Below are 19,500 nucleotides of genomic sequence, written 5' to 3'. Positions count from 1 at the left end.
GACTAACTTATTTCGGTCATAACAATTTTTTGAAAAGCCGATCTTTTGGTCAGTAATTGATACCAGCGCTCTAAATTTGGCAGTGGTGATCTTTCTATCTCTACGTTTAGCCACAGATAAACCAGTGGAGCCAGGGTAATATCAGCCATTCCAAACTTTTCACCGGAAAGATATGATTGGTTGTTGAGTGTTCCATTAACAATTGTCAGCAACTTTTCAATCTCTGATAAGATTCTAGAGAGGGTTTCCGGGTCTTGTTGATCTTTTGGTGTTCTGACAAAACTGATCATAAATTGTTTGATAAGCGGAAACAGATTGCAACCTGCCCAATCCATCCATTTTTCAACATTGGCTCTTTCTTGCAGGTCGGCAGGATAAAGACTATCGCTGCCAAATTTTGCGGCGACATAACGCACAATTGTGTTTGATTCCCAGAGGATAAAACCCTCTTCTTGCAAACATGGGATAACTGCATTGGGATTCATACGTAGATATTCAGGCTCGTTGAGCTTGCCAAATTTCCCCCCAATATCAACTTGTTGATATGGAACGTTTAATTCTTCGAGACACCAAAGGACTTTTTTTACGTTTGATGAGTTTTTACGACCCCAGATCGTTATCATTATTTTTCCCCTGCATCAGGTCATTCTGAATTATCAATAATATGACAATAACATTAGATGAATCACAGGGAAAACTTTACTTTATTGGGTTGGAGTCTTTCTTCATAACATCCTATATTAATAAGGGTTTTTATATTTTCTTTGTAGATAGAAATTTATTTGTAAATAAAAAATCGGGTAGAAGAGAAAAAGGGCGAGCGATGATGAAAAAAAGACGACAGACACCGGTAATAAAATCTTTTGCTGTTGGCTTGAGTGTTTTTTGGCTGGTGAGTGTCAATGTATATGCAATGGACGAACCCGCAGCACCCGAAATTGATGCTAAGGCCTATGTTTTAATGGATTATTCCAGCGGGAAAATTTTGGTCTCAAATAACGCTGATGAGCGGTTAGACCCAGCCAGTTTGACAAAGATGATGACCAGCTATGTCGTTGGGCTGGCGATCGCGTCAGGAAAAATTTCCACAGAAGATATGGTGACAGTAGGTAAAGATGCTTGGGCGACGGGTAATCCAGTGCTTAAAGGTTCGTCCCTGATGTTTTTGAAGCCCGGGGACAGAGTTAAGGTTATTGATCTGAATCGCGGTGTTGTTATCCAATCAGGTAATGATGCCAGTATTGCTTTGGCGGATTATGTGGCTGGCAGTCAGGATTCTTTTGTCGATTTGATGAATAAATACTCGAAAACACTGGGGTTAACGAATACTCATTTCAAGACTGTGCATGGTTTGGATGCAGCGGGACAGTATAGTACAGCCCATGATATGGCACTTTTAAGTCAAGCTATGATCCGTGATGTGCCGGATGAATATGCGTTGAATAAAGAAAAAGAATTTACTTTTAATAATATCCGCCAGCCTAACCGCAATCGTTTATTGTGGAATAAAAATATGACTGTGGATGGTATAAAAACCGGACACACCAGTGGTGCTGGCTATAACCTTGTTGCATCAGCAACGGAAGGGCCAATGCGTCTGATTTCAGTGGTATTGGGTGCTCCCAATGATCGGGTTCGTTTTTCTGAGAGCGAAAAACTATTGTCGTGGGGATTCCGTTTTTATGAATCGGTGACACCATTGAAAGCCTCTGACACACTGATGACAGAAAAAGTGTGGTACGGAACTCATTCCGAAGTAGCTTTGGGAGTGGAAAAAGATGCTTCGATAGTAATACCCCGGGGACAGGTCGGAAATTTAAAAGCTAGTTTTACATTGAGTCAAGAATCCCTTGAAGCACCATTGATGAAAAACCAGGTGGTGGGAACTGTGAATTTTATGCTGAATGATAAAATGATCGATCAGCGTCCATTGGTTGTTAAAAAGGCTGTCGAGGAGAGTGGCTTCTTTGGACGTATATGGGATTTTGTTGTCAAGACGATTAGTGGCTGGTTTAAGTCGATTTTCAGTTAGTAGAAGTGCGAAAGATGTAAGCTGTCAACAAATAGAATAATGCCAGTCATTGATAAAGATGACTGGCATTTTTTACGGGGGTGCTCAGCGATAAAGAGCAACCCAACTCTTTGAGTTAAAGCAGAGAATAAACAGCAGCAGAAATTGCAATGCTTCCCATCACAACAACAAAGATGTTGCTGAGTTTGCCGGAGTATTTGCGCATAGCTGGAATTTTGCTGATAGCATACATTGGCATGATGAACAGGATCATAGCAATGATTGGTCCACCCAAGGTTTCGATGATATTCAGGATACCTGGATTAAGAGTTGCAATCGCCCAAGCACTCACCAACATAAAGACACTAGTGATACGATTCAGCGTCTTATGCTGAATAGTTTTGCCCTGAGTGCTTAATGCCTTGTTTACGATACCGTTGAAACCTTCACGAGCACCCAGATAGTGGCCCAGGAAAGATTTAGTAATTGCGATGAAAGCGATAAATGGAGCAATGTACTCAATAGTTGGCACACGGAAGTGGTTAGCCAGATAAGACAGGATGGTAATGTTCTGTGCTTTTGCTTCTGCCAAATTTTCAGGTGACAGGCTCAGTACGCAACTAAAGACAAAGAACATGACTGTCAGAACCATCATGATATGGGCATAGGCAAGAATACGTGAACATTTTTTCTCTGCGTTCTCACCATATTCCTCACGTTTTGCCACTGCAAATGCAGAGATGATTGGAGAATGGTTAAAAGAGAAAACCATGACAGGAATTGCCAGCCACAGAGTGAACAGAAGGCCATTACTGCTTGTTGAAGACATTGCGCTATCCAGTGACAGGGTGTCAAAGATAGTCATGTTCCAGTGTGGGATAAGATACACGGCTAATAGCATCAAAACAGTAACGAATGGGAATACCAGTACACTCATTGCCTTGACGATGGTTTGCTCACCGAAGCGGATAATGCTCATCACGCCAAGAAGCAATACCAGAGCCAATAGTGCACGTGGAGGGGCATCCATTTGCAGCTGGTGGATGATAAAACTCTCTACGGTGTTCGTCAGCGCAACACTGTAAACCAGCAGAATAGGATAAATAGCAAAAAAGTAGAGGATCGTGATCAGAAAACCTGCAACTTTACCAAAATGTTCTTCTACTACACCGGTGATATCTTCACCTGTGGTTTTGCCAGACAGAACAAAACGGCACATCCCACGATGAGCAAAAAATGTCATAGGAAGAGCAAGTATTGCCATGATAATGAGTGGAATTAAACCACCAATACCTGCATTGATTGGGAGAAACAAAACACCAGCACCAATTGCAGTGCCATATAATCCCAACATCCATACAGTGTCTGATTTACGCCAGGTAGTGTAATCGCTTTTGCCGGAAGCAGTGGCTGTGATTGTGCCTGATTGAGATGTGTCCATAAATATCTCCGAAATGACGCGATAAAAGTAAAATTTGAAAACTAGTAAACCCGCACATTATTTAAATGCGCGAGTTGGATTTTTTATATGAATAATAAGTTGTCAGATATTGTGCTGATGTTTATCTAAACGTTTTATTACTACATTAATAAGCCGACTAAAATATGTTCACCTAAATCAAAAAATTTAATTCCAGACTTTTGATAAGGGAAATATAATTATTTTTAGTGAAATGTACCGTGATCATTCTCGCAATTGCAAGATTTATATAGAAAAGAAAGTATGTTATAAACTTACCTAAAATGTTAATTAAATATTAAAAAAATAAACGGAAAAAATTGAGAGAAGGTTTATCATTATTTTTATTTAAAATTGTTGCATCGCTTAAATTACCTTTCATTATTATTTACATATTAACATTTTTGGTATAATTAAATTAATGAAGTTCTAAATAGGATGATAAATATCAATGTTTTTATTTGCAATTCCCTTGCAGGTAATGATTTTTTATTTAATACACTGATAATAAATGGTGTTTTCTGTTGTTTCATTGAAGTGTATGGAGTTTTTTTCTAAGAAAAAATTTCATTTTTATTGATTATTCATTAATAAACATTCTGTGAGTGAGCTTGTTATGTGTGTGAAATTTATCCATATACCCTGATTTTATAAAGGAATGGTAATCATTTCATGACCATATATGTTAAATATAACAGATAACCTTGTTCTAATGTTTTCTCTGATTTCCTAATGTAAAGTAAATGTTAGAACTAGTCTGGTAAAATAAAGGCTCAAATTTATCAAGGTTATCTGACTTAAGGTAAATTTAATTAAATCTTAGAAGGGGAAATGTAAATTTTTCATGGAAAGTTTATTGATAGTATGGATTTTAAGCAAAGTATCTATACTCAATAGATTTCAAGTTGCAACATTATAGTCAGCAGAGCTGCAACTTGAAAAATAAAGATATCTATTTGTATTCGATTAATTTCTTATCCATCCTTTTCGGATCAAGAATGCGCAGCAGAATTGATAAAGTTGAGTAAGTTTGTTTTGTAAGAACTGACCATATAGATTCCAAAATATCTGGGAAAGTGCACATCCCAATAGGCTGACTAAAAATGCACCAATCATATCTATCGGCCAATGAACACCCACATAAACCCGAGACCAGGCAATTGCACAGGCAAGAATCATTAAGCATAAACCTGACCAAAGACGGTGCCAGAAAAGAAATGCTAATGCGAAAGTGAATACTGCAGTGCCATGGTTACTGGGAAAAGACTCCGTAGGAGCATGATAGAGAAAATTATAGCCAACGCCTTCAACAAAGGGGCGGGCGTGAGGAACAAATATTCCAATGGCATATGATGTTGCCATTCCCAAAGCAAAAGCAATACAGGATTTACTGACTACAATGCGTTGATGTGTTATGGATTCTTCTTTTCCCCAAAGCCAGCAAATGGCTAATGTGACAGGATAAATAAATACGCAATATTTCGAGATAAAGATTGCGAGCCAGATCATAGCTGGTGATGAATCTGGAGTTGCATTGATAAAAGTAAACAAATTATGGTTAAGTTGTTCTAGCAAAGTAAGCCTCACAAGCGCGATATTTACGTAAATATGATCAATCTATTTTATCAACTCATTGTTAAAATGAATATTTTATAATTCCGAAATGTAAAAAAGATTATCTTCTTTCATAATTTTATTTAACGATTGTTGATGTTGCATGAGTAAATAATATAGCAGTGATAGTAAAGAAAGATAGCCGATATTTTCTTCATCTCTCTATCAAAGAATAGCCCTGTTTACCTATGCTTTTAGAAGGCTGTTTTCTTGCCAGTGTGCACAGATCTAACATTATTGGATGTATATTGTACATGTAACAGGATAAACGACAAAAAACCCGATAGTCTTTAACCAAAGTGGATGACTACCGGGCTCCTCAAAATGGGGACATCAAAGAAAAGCAGTGGCAATAGTTAAGACTGCACTGTGATATAAAAGTTCTCATCATTGAGAAAAAAACGCAAAATTTTTTCAGTAAAATGATATTTGGGATTAGCGAGTATGGCTAAACTTACCGCTATCCCGTAGGATGGGGACGATTTGGTTGGATAGCGGCTTTTTTGGGATTTATTTTTAACTATTTGTATATAGTTCCAGATTTTCTTTAGCATAAGCTTCAAAATCAGTGCAACCACCGATATGTTTCTCATCAATGAAGATCTGAGGAACCGTTTCAACGGGTTTACCCACCGTTTTTGATAAGTCGTCTTTGGTGATGCCTTCTGCCCAGATATCGACATAACGATAATCAAAGTCTTCGCGATTTGTTTTTAATTTTTCAGCTAGCTCTTTGGCGCGAACACAATATGGGCAACCTGGGCGGCCAAAAATGACAGTATACATACAGACTCCTTTAATGGTAATGATCATGAACTTCATGGATTGTCATCCAGAGTTACTATGCCTGTAAGCGGAGGTAAAAAAAAGCAGGAATTACCTTTTATTGTAATTAGCCCTGCCAATTGAAGGGATTTGTTCCGCTTACTATATGATAATTTTGCGATAACCTACGGAGAGTTTGTTTTTTCAGGATGGGAAACAGGTAAAGTATGAAAGAAAATTCGTCAAAAGAGATGCATTCATTGGCTGATATGCCTAAGTTAGTCATTTTATTGGAAGCATTGGGAATAGGCTTATTAGTTCTGGCGTATTTGTCGATAAGTGATAGCATAATTCTATCACCTTTATTAATGACGGCAGAAGCGCACATTGCTATGATCTTACTGGGTATCGGTTGTTTGATACCAGCAGCTATCCATATTATCTGGCGTGCGGTCTATAATCTTTCCTTTCTGGGAATTGATCATAAGAAAGCAGATAAAAATCATCAGACTGTTTCTGATGATGAAAAAACAAAATAGTTAATTATTGGTCATACTGCTACCCGACAGGGAATGTTTCCCCAAGGTAGCATGTGTAACTTTCTGGTCATATGAGGTTAATTCGATGGATTCTATGGTTATTCCCGATATGTCAATATTGCGCACATGGCTTGAACAGCTAAAAATCTCTTACTTTGAGAATGATTCATGTTCAGTCTTACACTTACCTCATATGCAGAATATTGATGGCTTGTTTGATGCCAAGATCGATCTGTTGGGTGATGTTCTATTGTTTTCTGCTCTTGCAGAAGTAAGACCAACTGCGATAATTCCATTAGTTGCCAATTTGAGTCAGATTAATGCTAGTTCCCTCACCGTTAAGGCATTTCTTGATGTTCAAGATGAAAATTTACCCAAATTGATTGTTTGTCAGGCATTTTCTGTCGCTGGGGGCATGACTTTCAGGCAGTTTTCTAATTTTATGAAACAAGGTGAAGAACAAATTGCTAACGTGATCTTTGAAATTCATAGCAATAATCTTCTCTATGTCAATCATGATATGGAAAGTGAGATGGAAGTAGAAGTAGAAGATGAAGAAGCATTAACCTCAACGGAAACATCAACGTTTACCTTGCACTAATATTTTTTGATACGGTTTTTTACAATGCAATGTGTGCAGTATACCGCGGGGCATTGTCACTCCTGCCAGTGGCTCGATAAGTCCTATTCACAGCAATTATCTGATAAACAACAACATTTAAAACAACTTTTACAGGAAGCATCAGTAATACACTGGTTATCACCAGTAACGAGCAAGACAAGTGAATTTCGTAATAAGGCAAAGATGGTTGTAAATGGTAGTGTTGAGCGCCCTTTGCTCGGCATGTTGCATCGTGATGGTAGAACGGTAGATCTTTGTGATTGCCCATTATATCCACACTATTATCAGCCGATTTTTGAAGTAATAAAAGTATTTATCGCTAAATCTGGCTTGGTTCCGTACAACGTGGAACGTAAAAAGGGAGAATTGAAATATATTCTTCTGACGGAAAGTCGAGCCAATAATGAAATGATGCTGCGGTTTGTTTTGCGATCAGAAACAAAATTAGCTCAGTTCGAGCGGGCATTACCGTGGTTGAAGGAACAATTGCCACAAATTACGGTGATTTCCGCGAATATCCAGCCGACTCATATGGCAATTCTCGAAGGTGAGAAAGAAATTATTTTTACTGAACAGAAGATGTTAAAGGAAACTTTTAACAATATCCCGTTGTATATTCGTCCGCGGAGTTTTTTCCAGACTAATCCAGATATTGCCTCGGAACTGTATGCAACCGCGGGGCGTTGGGTCAGAGAGCTGAATATCAGCAGTATGTGGGATCTGTTTTGTGGTGCTGGCGGCTTCGGGCTGCATTGTGCGGATAAAGAGACTAAGTTGACGGGCATTGAGATCAGTGCTGAGGCTATTGATTGTGCTAAAAGTTCAGCTAAAAGTATGGGATTGGAATTCGTGGAATTTCAGGCATTGGACTCTACCCATTTTGCTCTCGATAAATCGCAGATACCTGAGCTGGTGTTGGTAAATCCTCCCCGAAGAGGCATTGGCAAAGAGCTTTGTAAGTACCTTAGCCGTATGTCTCCTAAGTTCGTGCTTTACTCCAGTTGCAATGCTCAGACGATGGCGAAGGATATTGCTATGCTTAAACAATATCGAATAGAAAAAGTACAGTTATTCGATATGTTTCCTCATACTGAACATTATGAAACTCTGGCATTATTGGTTCTCGATATTAGCTAACTAACTGAGCTTGCTTGCCTTGCCCTGTGATAACAATGAGTTATCACAGGGTAAGACAGAATATATTCTGTGTAATTGAAGGTCACTTCCGATATTCAAATGATAGGGCACGTTGTTCAAGCATACGCATGAACAGTGTCAGAAGACCATTAATGCAAAGGTAGATTATTCCGGCGGCAACAAATACGGTTACATCATAACTACGTCCGAACTGCAGTTGGCTATATCCCATGATATCCAATAAGGTGATCGTACTGGCAAGTGAAGTACTCTTGAAGATCAGAATGACTTCATTGGAATAAGAAGAGAGTGCTCGCTTGAAAGCATAAGGCAGCAGAATACGCATAGAGTGAATTTTGGACATTCCGAGAGCGTGACAAGATTGCCATTGTCCTGTTGGTATAGCTTTAACGGCACCATAAAATAGTTGAGTCGAATAGGCTGCGCTATTCAATGCCAGAGTAATCATCGCGCAGAGCCAAGGTTCTGACATGAATTTCCATAACCACGGATATTCTTTGATTGATGGAAATTGCCCCGGACCGTAATAAATCAAAAAAAACTGAACGAGGAGGGGAGTTCCGGTAAATAACGTGATATAGCCTTTTACCAATTGGGAAAGCACGGGTAGTTTCATTGTCAGAATCATGGTCAAAACAACCGACAATATAAATGCGGTCAGTAGTGCCGTGAAAGTCAGACTGAGGCTGGTTTGTAATCCCGGTAAAATTTCCCTGATATATTCAAACATTATGAAATACTCCGTTCAAAATGAGTGGCACGCATTTCAAGTTGTCTGAGAATAAATTGACTCACGAGCGTAATTACCAAATAGATGGCGGCAACAATTACATACCATGTGAAAGGTTCTTGTGTGCGAGTTGCGATACTTTTTGTTTGTAGCATCAGGTCATTAACACTAATCAGTGAAACCAAAGCCGTATCTTTCAGCAAAACCAACCATTGATTTCCCAGACCAGGCAGAGCATGACGCCACATTTGTGGCATCATCAGGCGAAAAAAAATGCGCCTTTGGCTTAACCCCAATGCTTGACCCGCTTCCCGTTGCCCCATTGGAACTGCTTTCAAGGCACCTCTGATCGTTTGAGAGGCATAAGCGGAATACAGTAATGAAAGAGCAATCACTCCACAAAGGAAAGGGCTGACATCAAAGCTGTCAATTTCCATCTGCACTTTAAACTGCCAGACGATAAGATTAACTTCAAAACCGTCTGACAGAGTTATTAGAAGCTGTGAACTTCCAAAATAAATAAAGAGAACAACTAAAATTTCAGGCAGCCCGCGGATCAATGTAACCCAACAGGAGCCTAAAAAAGCGATCGGTTTCCAGCGGATAGATTCCCATGCGGCAAAAAGCATTGCCAGAATCAAACCAACCATAAGCGAGGAGACAGCAAGGCCGACGGTAACACCGGCGGCGCTGATTAAAGATTGAAGTTCACTCATCGGGACTCAGTTTATTATTCAAACCATTTTTTATAGATGGTGTCATAAGAACCATCTTGTTTAACTTCTGCGAGTGCTTTGTTCAGTTTGTCCAGCAATTCTGTATTGCCTTTGCGAACAGCAATGCCTAAACCTGTACCAAAGTAATTTTTGTCTGTCACTTTATCACCAACAGTACTTAATTCTTTATTCTTTTTCAGCCACTCGTTAACAACCGCAGTATCGCCAAACACAGCATCAATACGGCCATTTTTCAGATCAAGGATCGCATTTTGATAGCTATCATAAGGTACAGTTTTGATTTCTTTATGCTGCTCCATCAAATACTTCTGATGAGTAGTACCGTTTTGAATACCTACTTGTCTATTTTTCAGATCGGCAATATTGGAAACTTTCCCTTTGATAGCAATGAAAATAGCCGAGTTATCATAATAGGTATGGGTGAAATCAACTTGTTTCTGACGCTCTGGTGTAATATCAATGCCTGCCATAAGGGCATCAAAACGGCGGAATTTCAGACTGGGAATGAGGCTATCAAAAGCCTGATTGGTGAATGTGCACTCTGTGTTGATCTTTGCACATATGGCATTCGCTAAATCGACATCAAATCCCTGAATCTTATTGTTTTCATCAATAAATTCAAATGGAGGATAGGTCGCCTCTGTCGCAAAACGAAGAGTGGCTTTCTCTGCTGCGGTTGCTGATAAAGTTATTGCACTCAATAAGGCTGCAAATAAAAATTTTTTCATAGCCATATCCTGTCGTTCATGAGTATTGTGGTTGGTATTTGTTTTATGTTCGGTTATCGATATAACAGACTCAATATGATAATGATATATCAATGTGACAAGTAATGAGCAAAGGCTTCTGTTCGAGGTTGAGTAAAATGAGTTACATCACCTTTTTCGATAATATTCCCTAGTTCCATATATACAATTTGGCTTGCTGTTTTGCGAGCCAGCTCTACTTCATGGGTCACGATAACTTGGGTGATACCGGTTTCGGCCAGCTCTTTGATAATATCAACAACTTGAGATGTAATTTCGGGATCAAGCGCCGCAGTGGGTTCATCAAACAACAGAATTTTAGGTTCCATCATTAAAGCCCGCGCAATAGCAACACGTTGTTGCTGTCCACCAGAAAGATGAAGCGGAAAACGGTCAGTGAATTCATCCAGACGAAGACGGGAAAGTAATTTTGTTGCTTTTTCCCGTGCCCGTTGTTTAGATTGCTTCAATACCCGACAGGGTGCTTCAATCAAATTATCCATCACGGTTAAGTGTGGCCACAGATTGTATTGTTGGAAGACCATGCCGACTTTTTGCCGCAATGCCAGAATTTCTTTGTGGTTTGGTTGCTGTTTGAAATCAAACTGATGGGTTGCCACATTAAGTTGCCCAGAATGAGGCATCTCCAGTAGATTTAAAACACGTAGCAAAGAACTTTTTCCGGCACCGCTTGGCCCTAGTAATACCACGGTTTCCCCTGATGCACATTCAAAATTGATATTGAACAGTGCCTGATGTGTACCATAGAAACAATTTATGTTTTTTAATTGAATGTTCATGCTGAAAATGTGAATAGTTAATATTTTGACTGGATGTTAATCTTATAAGAATAACTATGCAATAATATATGCATAAAATTGTTGTTTTTATTAGATTGGTGACTTAACTAATCAAGTTATAGACATTTTTTAGAACGTTTTTTGTTCTTATTTTGGTGATTGAGATTGATTTTTATACTGAAAAAGTTTCTTTTTAGTCAGTTTATACTTGATGAATCTCAAGATACAACTTGAAATTCATCAAGTAGATATGTCAGGCCTAAGCTCTCGTTATTGGGTAAAAAATGCGATAAACAAGGGGGTCATCAAGCTCAGTATAAAACCATGAACGATAGCGGCTGGTACAATCTCTACTCCACCACAGCGTTGTAAAATGGGTAAGGTAAAATCAATTGAAGTCGCTCCGGTTAAACCCAATGCCATTGAACGGTAACGATTTATAAGCATAGGAATAAGTATAATTGACGCAAGCTCCCGAACTAAATCATTGAAAAATGCTGCGCTTCCGAATATGGGATCATAAGCATCTGAAATTAATATACCGGAAAGGGAGTACCATCCATATCCAGAAGCAATAGCAAGGCCAGTTTTGGTGGGTAATCCGAGTAAAAATGCTGCTAGCACGCCACCTAACAAAGAACTGACGGCGACTGTTATAGCAACAATTGTGCCGCGGCGATTCAGTAGCGTTTGTTTTAAGCTCATGCCGTTATTGCGTAATTGAACTCCGACCAGAAATAGCAAAATAATCAAGACAATTTCGCTGGCATTATTGGAGAAACGGAACCATGACCAGCCTGTTAATCCGATAATAAATCCGAATATCAATGTACTGCATAATTTGACGGAATCCAACGCCATATGTAATCGGGAAGGGGGGGGGTCCTGCTTATGCGTATTAACAATCCAGGGATCTCGTTTATCCAAGAGGAAAAGCGCTAGCATATTAAAAACAAAGATACATAGAAAAAATGTCGTCGCATATAGCAGGATAGAAAGTAAATTACTGCCTAAATTTTCCAGCATAGCGAGGTTAATGCCCATAAGGAGGAGAATAATATAGACCATGGCATTGAGTAGCCGATGAGCTAGAGCTAACACTGATTTATTATTCAAGTGAATAAGGTAGCCTAGACTTAATGGTAGGAGAATAATTAATAATCCTGAATACATGATTCATATCCTTATCCAAAAAATATCTTTTTATCTATTTTTAATAACTGAAAGCAGTCATAAAGACTAATAAATTCATATAAACAAAATAGTTACACTAAAATAACAAATAGGGTAAAGGTAAATACACTGAAATTCAACGATTTTTTATTCTAAAAAAATATACATGTTATAAATAAAATCAAATAAATGCTGTACATAAAAAGGGGAGGGTATGTTCCTGAACGTATGGAAATTTCCGGCTTAAGAGGTATAAAATAGATTATCATTTGTACTTGACGATAATATGATCCTGATAGTTGAAAATGCGTCGTGTCTCGTTCCATATTCACTTTAATTGACCATCTTTTCGTGAAGGAGAACCAACACTTCTAAACCTGATTTGACCCTTGCTGTTGCTAATCATGCAGCAGAATGTGGCGTTACTGTTATTACTCCTCTTTTTGAGAAACACGTTGTCCGGGATTGTTGGGTTGACGAGAGGAAAAGTCAATTAAACATGTAGTTTTGACTCATTTTTATTGATTATTTTCGGGCAGGGGAAGGTGCACTAGAAATTTTTCTTATCAAAAATATCTTGTTGAGAGGATGTGTTGATGTTGTATACAGTACATTTAGATAATTAGATAGCGTGTTCTAATTGTGGGTATTTGTTGATGAATTTTCTTAATGCTAAGCGTCGCTGGATTTTTGCAGGAATTGTCCTCATTGTAGTGGCATTCGCATTAAACTATTTCTTTCACCAAAATAAAATCATTAAATATCAGACTAGTGCGGTGATGAAAGGGAACTTTGAAAGAAATGTTTTAGCGACAGGCAAACTCGATGCTGTCAGTAAAGTTGATGTCGGTGCTCAGGTTAGTGGTCAGTTGAAAGAATTATATGTGAAACTAGGGGATACCGTTAACAAAGGTCAACAGCTGGCAACAATTGATCCTCAAACAGCGAAAAATACTGTGATAGAAACGGAGGAGACAACAAAATCACTGAGGGCTGATCTGCGTGGGGCACGGGCAGAATTTAAACTTGCTTGGCTCAAATTCAGGCGACTGAAACGATTATTTAAATTACATGCAACGTCAAATCAGGAACTGGATAATAGCATAACGGATATGCACTCTAAGGCTGCCAGAGTGGATAATTTGATAGCACAAATTAAAAAAAATAGAGCCAATCTTGATACTGCGAAAACAAACTTACAATATACCAATATCATCGCCCCAATCACGGGCATTGTGACAGATATCAAAACATTTCAGGGACAAACCGTAATTGCTGCACAAGAAGCACCAACGATCCTGACACTGGCCAATCTCGATACTATGATTGTCAGTGCAGAAATATCAGAAGCGGATGTTATCAACTTAAAGCCCGGGCAAAAAGTATCATTTACCATATTAGGCGCCCCTGACAAACAATTTCATGGTGTTTTAAAAGATATTTTGCCAACACCACAAGTCGTCAATAAAGCTATTTTCTATTATGCCCGTTTTGAAGTACCTAATCTTGATCATATTTTACGTTTACAAATGACGGCTCAAGTTAAAATAGAACTTCAATTGCTGCATAACGTATTGATGATCCCTATTTCAGCTTTGGAAAAACAGATATCGCCTACCGAATACGAAGTTAGTGTGCTGCATAATGGTAAAGAAATAAAACGTAAAATAACAACAGGCGTTTTTAATAATGTCAATGTTCAAGTTATCACTGGATTACAAGAGAACGAACGCGTGATCACCGCTCGCAGTGATGCTACTGAGGATACTGAGGCATTATGATAAAAACTTTACTGGAACTGAAAGGCGTTAACCGTAGTTACCTTGCTGGAGGAGAATGCGTGACTGTGTTGGATAATATTTCATTATCCATTCAGGCGGGTGAAATGGTAGCTATTGTTGGTGCATCAGGTTCGGGTAAATCTACCCTGATGAATATACTTGGTTGTTTGGATAAACCAAGCAGTGGGGAATATTGGATTTCAGGAACAAATATCGCCAATTTTAATAGCGATGAGCTGGCGGAATTACGCCGGGAATATTTTGGATTTATCTTTCAGCGTTATCATTTACTGAGCCATTTAACTGCTGAGCAAAATGTTGAAATTCCGGCAATTTATTCAGGGACTTCTAAAATACTGCGTCGTGAGAGAGCAATTGAATTACTCAAACGCCTCGGATTGGGTACTCGCATTAGTTATCGGCCAAGCCAGCTTTCAGGAGGACAGCAACAGCGCGTAAGTATTGCCAGAGCACTTATGAATGGGGGACAGGTTATTCTTGCTGATGAGCCGACAGGGGCTTTGGACAGCACCTCCGGTCAGGAAATGATGAATATATTGAAACAACTGTGCCAGCAGGGGCATACGGTTGTTATTGTGACTCATGATCCAAAAATTGCAGCGCAGGCTCAAAGGATAATTGAAATTAAAGATGGGCGTATCATGAGTGATTCACGCGTTTCTGATAATAAAATAGTGGCTCATTTTTCTCCGGTGGAGATAAAAACTTCTTCAATTCAACAAATATGGGGAAGTTTCAATGAGGCACTGTGGATGGCATGGCGCGCCATGGCCGCCAATAAAATGCGGACTTTGCTGACGATGCTTGGCATTATTATTGGTATTGCTTCTGTCGTCACTATCTTAGTGATAGGTAATGCAGCAAAATCGAAAGTGTTATCACATATTAAAGCTATTGAAACCAATTCCATTGTGGTATATCCAGGGGAAAATTTTGGCAGTGATGACAGTTTAGACATGCAATCGCTGAAACTTACTGATATTCCGGCAATAAAATCCCAGTATTATGTTCAGGCTGTTTCCCCTGAGATTGCTCAAAGTGGCAATTTACGTCACGGTAATGTTGATGCTGGTGTCAGTATATCTGGTGTAGATGGCGATTTTTTTCGTGTGTATGCCATGAAGTTTTCGCAAGGTATGCCCTTTACCCCAGAAATGATTTATCAGCAAGCTCAAGTCGTTATCATTGATGATAATACACGTAAAAAACTATTCCCTTATCAACATGATGTAATAGGTAAAGATTTACTGCTGGATAATATGCTGTTGACCGTGGTTGGGGTGATTGAGCGTGGGCCGCGTTTTTATGGTAACTCATTACAAATTTGGTTGCCTTATAGCACGATGAATAGCCGTATGCTAAACCAAGATTATTTGGGTTCGATTGTTATCAGGGTGAAGGATGGCTATTCTTCTGATGAGGCGGAAGAAAAAATTACCCAATTGTTGGCATTTCGCCATGGTAAAAAAGATTTCCATATCTACAATGCGAATACAATAATTGCCGCAGTAGATCAAACAACTCAAACTATGCAAATATTTTTAACACTGGTAGCGGTTATATCTTTAGTTGTTGGTGGTATTGGCGTGATGAACATTATGCTGGTATCAGTAACAGAGCGCACCCGAGAGATTGGTATTCGCATGGCTGTTGGTGCCAGAACCAGTGACATTATGCAGCAATTTCTTATTGAAGCCATTCTGGTCTGTTTGATGGGAGGAGCATTGGGTATCACCCTGTCATATAGCTTTGCTTTGATTGTGCAATTAATCTTACCGAAATGGAATTTCGGTTATAATCTCACTGCATTTTTCATCGCCTTTGGTTGCTCAACTACAATTGGAATAATATTTGGTTTTTTACCTGCACGAAACGCTGCCCGTCTCGATCCTATCGAAGCCCTGGCAAGGGAATAGCTACGAAACTGCGGTTAAATCAAAATTATCTCACGATCTGGACACGCTATGCATATGTTAAAACGAAGAGAAAAAATGAAGTGCGCTGATAGCACGCCGCAAATAAGCCCACTGTTTATTTGTGGCGTGGAATTATAATTTTATTGAGCCGCTCTTTTTTTTGATTTTGAATCGTTTTCTTTCGATTTTGAATCACTTTCCAGAGGCACAATAAGGCTAGCGTGATTACCTTTGGGGCCTTGATTAACACTAAAATTCACTTTTTGCCCAGCTTTCAGTGTCCTATAACCATCCATCTGAATGGTTGAATAGTGAGCGAATATGTCATCTCCTCCGCTGGTCGGGCAAATAAATCCAAAGCCTTTTGCATTATTGAACCATTTAACAGTACCTGTTTCCATACTTCTCTGTCCCTCGTATTACGATTTCGGATTTAGGAATCATAAAAAAATTAAAAATATGAACAGAAACCCAGACAGGGCTGGTGTTCACAAAATATACTGTAGTGAAATTCATTACGCCGTCAAGCATATAAATAACGTCAGGCTGTCTCAAATGGCTAAAGTTTGATATAGATAACGGTATCTAATTTTTAAGCGAATTCTTTATCCGATAACCGAAGGGGGTAAGCAGAGTGCTTTATGAAGTGATAAAATATATAGCAGTATAATGGATTAGTTCATACTAAAATCCAACGGAAAGCTAACACCCAGCGGAAGAATGATGACTGAGTTTTATAACAATTTGAAAGTTAAAGAATTTATTAAGGAAGACGCAAAACAAAAGTTACAACCCCCATCAATGTATAAGGTTGTTCTTAACAATGACGATTATACGCCCATGGAGTTTGTGGTTGACGTATTGCGAAAGTTCTTTTCTTATGATGTTGAACGAGCAACGCAACTAATGCTGGATGTCCATTATAAAGGGAAAGCAGTTTGCGGAATTTATACGGCAGAGGTCGCAGAAACTAAAGCTGCGCAAGTGAACATGTATGCTAAGGAGCACGAGCATCCGTTACTTTGCACGCTAGAAAAGGTCTGATCTGGCTCACTGATTTTAGGAGGAGATGCTTATGCTCAATCAAGAACTGGAGCTTAGTCTCAATATTGCTTTCGCCAAAGCAAGGGATAATAGACATGAATTTATGACCGTAGAACACCTATTGCTGGCGTTGTTAAGCAACACATCAGCGCGGGAAGCTTTGGAGGCTTGTAAAGTCGATCTGGCGATGTTACGCCAGGAATTGGAAAGTTTTATTGCCCAAACAACCCCTTTGTTATCTGAAAATGATGACAGAGATACACAACCTACATTAAGTTTTCAGCGTGTATTGCAACGAGCAGTATTTCATGTTCAGTCTTCAGGGCGCTCAGAAGTTTCTGGGGCAAATGTTCTGGTTGCCATTTTCAGTGAACAGGAATCTCAGGCTGCTTATTTGCTGCGTAAACATGATGTCAGCCGCTTGGATGTTGTAAATTTCATTTCTCATGGAACACGTAAAGATGAGCCTGATCATGATTCTCACCACAGTATTAATCCCGTTCAAGAAGAACAGATAATCAGCGAAGATAGGCTGGAGAATTTTACAGCTAACCTGAATCAATTGGCACAAAAAGGTCAGATCGATCCACTCGTCGGGCGTCAGCATGAATTGGAGAGAACTGTTCAGGTACTTTGCCGTCGTCGCAAGAATAACCCACTGTTCGTAGGTGAGTCTGGTGTTGGTAAAACTGCCATTGCAGAAGGGCTTGCATGGCGTATTGTACAAAAAGATGTTCCTGACGTTATGCTGGGCTGTACTATCTATTCCTTAGATATTGGTTCACTGCTGGCTGGTACAAAGTATCGTGGTGATTTTGAGAAGCGCTTCAAATCATTGTTAAAAACCTTAGAGCAAGACAGCAAAAGCATTCTCTTTATTGACGAAATCCATACTATTATTGGCGCTGGTGCAGCTTCTGGTGGGCAAGTGGATGCAGCCAATCTTATTAAACCTTTGTTGTCCAGTGGACGGATCCGGGTAATTGGTTCGACGACCTATCACGAGTTCAGCAATATTTTTGAAAAAGATAGGGCGCTAGCTCGTCGATTCCAGAAAATTGATATTCTTGAACCTTCGCCAGAGGAAACGATACAAATTATCAATGGGTTACGTGCTAAGTATGAAGCGCACCATGATGTTCGCTATACGGCAAAAGCTATTCGCGCCGCAGTTGAGTTATCTGTGAAATATATTACAGATCGCCATTTACCGGATAAAGCTATTGATGTTATTGATGAAGCGGGAGCAAGAACAAGATTAATTCCGGTCAGCCGTCGTAAGAAAACAATCAACGTTGCTGATATTGAATCTGTTGTAGCTCGTATTGCCCGCGTTCCAGAAAAAACTGTGTCGGCCAGCGATAAAGATGTATTGAGAACGCTGGATGATCGTTTGAAGATGTTGGTCTTTGGTCAGAATAGAGCCATTGGTGCATTGACGGAAGCGATTAAAATGAGCCGGGCTGGGTTGGGGCAGGAACATAAGCCAGTGGGGTCTTTCCTGTTTGCCGGGCCTACAGGGGTCGGTAAAACGGAAGTTACGGTTCAGCTTGCTAAGGTATTGAATGTCAAATTGCTGCGATTTGATATGTCGGAATACATGGAACGCCATACTGTCAGTCGATTGATTGGTGCTCCGCCAGGTTATGTGGGATATGATCAGGGAGGATTATTGACCGACTCAATTATCAAACATCCTCATTCTGTACTGTTGCTGGATGAGATTGAAAAAGCCCATCCTGATGTATTTAATCTGTTGTTACAGGTTATGGATAATGGCACATTGACCGATAATAATGGCCGCAAGGCGGATTACCGCAATGTTATTTTAGTGATGACAACCAATGCAGGAGTACGTGAGACTCAGCGTAAATCCATTGGTTTCTCTGAGCAAGATAACAGCATAGATGGAATGGAAGAAATTAAACGGATCTTCACGCCTGAATTCCGCAATCGACTTGATGGCATAATTTGGTTTGATGCACTTTCCTCTGAAGTTATTCAGCAAGTTGTTGATAAATTTATTGTTGAATTACAAGCTCAGCTGGATGAAAAAGGAGTTTCTCTTGAAATCAGTGCAGGTGCCCGTCAGTGGTTATGTGACAAAGGCTATGATAGGGCTATGGGAGCACGTCCTATGGCTCGTATTATTCAAGATAATCTGAAGAAACCACTGGCAAATGAACTACTATTTGGCTCTTTAATACATGGTGGCTCCGTCAAGATTAATCTTGATAAAGTTAAACAAGTATTAACATACGATTTTAAAAGCTCACAGAAATCAAGTAAAAAGAGATCAGAAGATGCCGTGTTATAAGTAAATTATAGGAATTGGCATTAAAACCAGAGTCACACCACAGGTGCTATTGAATAAACATCACCTG

Annotated in this window: 18 protein-coding genes; 8 read left to right on the top strand and 10 right to left on the bottom strand. The window is 39.3% G+C overall.

The features are described from left to right. Nucleotides 1–2: 2 nt before the first annotated feature. Complete coding sequence (locus tag AACQ81_RS08625) at nucleotides 3–623, bottom strand: glutathione S-transferase family protein (RefSeq protein WP_237385295.1); 621 nt, start codon at nucleotides 621–623, stop codon at nucleotides 3–5. A 200-nt stretch (nucleotides 624–823) separates the two neighbouring features. Between AACQ81_RS08625 and AACQ81_RS08620 the strand changes: the two genes are divergently transcribed. After that, entirely contained in the window at nucleotides 824–2,032 is a 1,209-nt protein-coding gene (locus tag AACQ81_RS08620; protein WP_237385294.1) for a serine hydrolase, read from the top strand. A 115-nt stretch (nucleotides 2,033–2,147) separates the two neighbouring features. Here AACQ81_RS08620 and AACQ81_RS08615 read toward each other — a convergent pair whose 3' ends face one another. From AACQ81_RS08615 to AACQ81_RS08605, 3 genes are all read right to left on the bottom strand, one after another. Further along, on the bottom strand, nucleotides 2,148–3,452 hold the full coding sequence (locus tag AACQ81_RS08615; RefSeq protein ID WP_237385293.1) for an HAAAP family serine/threonine permease: 1,305 nt from the start codon (nucleotides 3,450–3,452) through the stop codon (nucleotides 2,148–2,150). A gap of 984 nt (nucleotides 3,453–4,436) precedes the next feature. Then, nucleotides 4,437–5,045, bottom strand: coding sequence for an undecaprenyl-diphosphate phosphatase (gene ybjG, locus AACQ81_RS08610; RefSeq protein ID WP_237385292.1), 609 nt, complete (start codon nucleotides 5,043–5,045; stop codon nucleotides 4,437–4,439). Between the two features lie 555 nt (nucleotides 5,046–5,600). Next, nucleotides 5,601–5,870 carry a GrxA family glutaredoxin gene (locus AACQ81_RS08605; RefSeq protein WP_237385291.1) on the bottom strand — a complete coding sequence of 90 codons (270 nt, stop codon included), beginning with the start codon at nucleotides 5,868–5,870 and terminating at the stop codon, nucleotides 5,601–5,603. Nucleotides 5,871–6,076: 206 nt separating this feature from the next. On the opposite strand from AACQ81_RS08605, the gene AACQ81_RS08600 reads away from it, so the two are divergent. The 3 genes from AACQ81_RS08600 (at nucleotide 6,077) to rlmC (ending at nucleotide 8,147) form a co-directional block, all read left to right on the top strand. Next, complete coding sequence (locus tag AACQ81_RS08600; RefSeq protein ID WP_237385290.1) at nucleotides 6,077–6,388, top strand: YbjC family protein; 312 nt, start codon at nucleotides 6,077–6,079, stop codon at nucleotides 6,386–6,388. 85 nt (nucleotides 6,389–6,473) lie between these two features. Continuing rightward, complete coding sequence (locus AACQ81_RS08595; RefSeq protein ID WP_237385289.1) at nucleotides 6,474–6,989, top strand: YbjN domain-containing protein; 516 nt, start codon at nucleotides 6,474–6,476, stop codon at nucleotides 6,987–6,989. 24 nt (nucleotides 6,990–7,013) lie between these two features. After that, nucleotides 7,014–8,147, top strand: a complete 1,134-nt coding sequence (gene rlmC / locus AACQ81_RS08590) for a 23S rRNA (uracil(747)-C(5))-methyltransferase RlmC (protein WP_237385288.1) — start codon at nucleotides 7,014–7,016, stop codon at nucleotides 8,145–8,147. Nucleotides 8,148–8,229: 82 nt separating this feature from the next. Here rlmC and artM read toward each other — a convergent pair whose 3' ends face one another. The 5 genes from artM to AACQ81_RS08565 all read right to left on the bottom strand — a co-directional run bounded on the left by artM (nucleotide 8,230) and on the right by AACQ81_RS08565 (nucleotide 12,354). Next, entirely contained in the window at nucleotides 8,230–8,898 is a 669-nt protein-coding gene (gene artM, locus AACQ81_RS08585; RefSeq protein ID WP_237385287.1) for an arginine ABC transporter permease ArtM, read from the bottom strand. Next, nucleotides 8,898–9,614, bottom strand: a complete 717-nt coding sequence (gene artQ, locus AACQ81_RS08580; protein WP_237385286.1) for an arginine ABC transporter permease ArtQ — start codon at nucleotides 9,612–9,614, stop codon at nucleotides 8,898–8,900. Before artQ ends, artM begins: the two co-directional genes overlap by 1 nt. Before the next feature lie 14 nt (nucleotides 9,615–9,628). Then, entirely contained in the window at nucleotides 9,629–10,363 is a 735-nt protein-coding gene (artJ, locus tag AACQ81_RS08575; protein ID WP_237385285.1) for an arginine ABC transporter substrate-binding protein, read from the bottom strand. 89 nt (nucleotides 10,364–10,452) lie between these two features. After that, entirely contained in the window at nucleotides 10,453–11,181 is a 729-nt protein-coding gene (artP, locus tag AACQ81_RS08570; protein WP_237385284.1) for an arginine ABC transporter ATP-binding protein ArtP, read from the bottom strand. Between the two features lie 270 nt (nucleotides 11,182–11,451). Next, complete coding sequence (locus AACQ81_RS08565; RefSeq protein ID WP_237385283.1) at nucleotides 11,452–12,354, bottom strand: lysine exporter LysO family protein; 903 nt, start codon at nucleotides 12,352–12,354, stop codon at nucleotides 11,452–11,454. A gap of 656 nt (nucleotides 12,355–13,010) precedes the next feature. On the opposite strand from AACQ81_RS08565, the gene macA reads away from it, so the two are divergent. Further along, entirely contained in the window at nucleotides 13,011–14,135 is a 1,125-nt protein-coding gene (macA, locus tag AACQ81_RS08560; protein ID WP_237385282.1) for a macrolide transporter subunit MacA, read from the top strand. Next, nucleotides 14,135–16,072 (top strand): macrolide ABC transporter ATP-binding protein/permease MacB, encoded by a 1,938-nt coding sequence (gene macB, locus AACQ81_RS08555; RefSeq protein ID WP_237385340.1) that lies wholly within the window; start codon nucleotides 14,135–14,137, stop codon nucleotides 16,070–16,072. Before macA ends, macB begins: the two co-directional genes overlap by 1 nt. 140 nt (nucleotides 16,073–16,212) lie before the next feature. Here the strand turns inward: macB and cspD are convergent, their stop codons facing one another. Then, nucleotides 16,213–16,473, bottom strand: coding sequence for a cold shock-like protein CspD (gene cspD / locus AACQ81_RS08550; protein ID WP_237385281.1), 261 nt, complete (start codon nucleotides 16,471–16,473; stop codon nucleotides 16,213–16,215). Nucleotides 16,474–16,795: 322 nt separating this feature from the next. Here cspD and clpS point away from each other — a divergent pair, with 322 nt between their 5' ends. Together clpS and clpA are read left to right on the top strand one after the other, a co-directional pair. Then, nucleotides 16,796–17,116 carry an ATP-dependent Clp protease adapter ClpS gene (gene clpS, locus AACQ81_RS08545; protein ID WP_237385280.1) on the top strand — a complete coding sequence of 107 codons (321 nt, stop codon included), beginning with the start codon at nucleotides 16,796–16,798 and terminating at the stop codon, nucleotides 17,114–17,116. A gap of 31 nt (nucleotides 17,117–17,147) precedes the next feature. After that, nucleotides 17,148–19,433 carry an ATP-dependent Clp protease ATP-binding subunit ClpA gene (gene clpA / locus AACQ81_RS08540; protein WP_237385279.1) on the top strand — a complete coding sequence of 762 codons (2,286 nt, stop codon included), beginning with the start codon at nucleotides 17,148–17,150 and terminating at the stop codon, nucleotides 19,431–19,433. Nucleotides 19,434–19,500: the final 67 nt, after the last annotated feature.

This window comes from Xenorhabdus sp. Sc-CR9 (assembly GCF_963897815.1).
In the GTDB taxonomy this organism is placed as follows: Bacteria; Pseudomonadota; Gammaproteobacteria; order Enterobacterales; family Enterobacteriaceae; genus Xenorhabdus.
The sequence above is the reverse complement of the archived record's forward strand: the minus strand, read 5'-3'. Positions and strand labels throughout refer to the sequence as shown.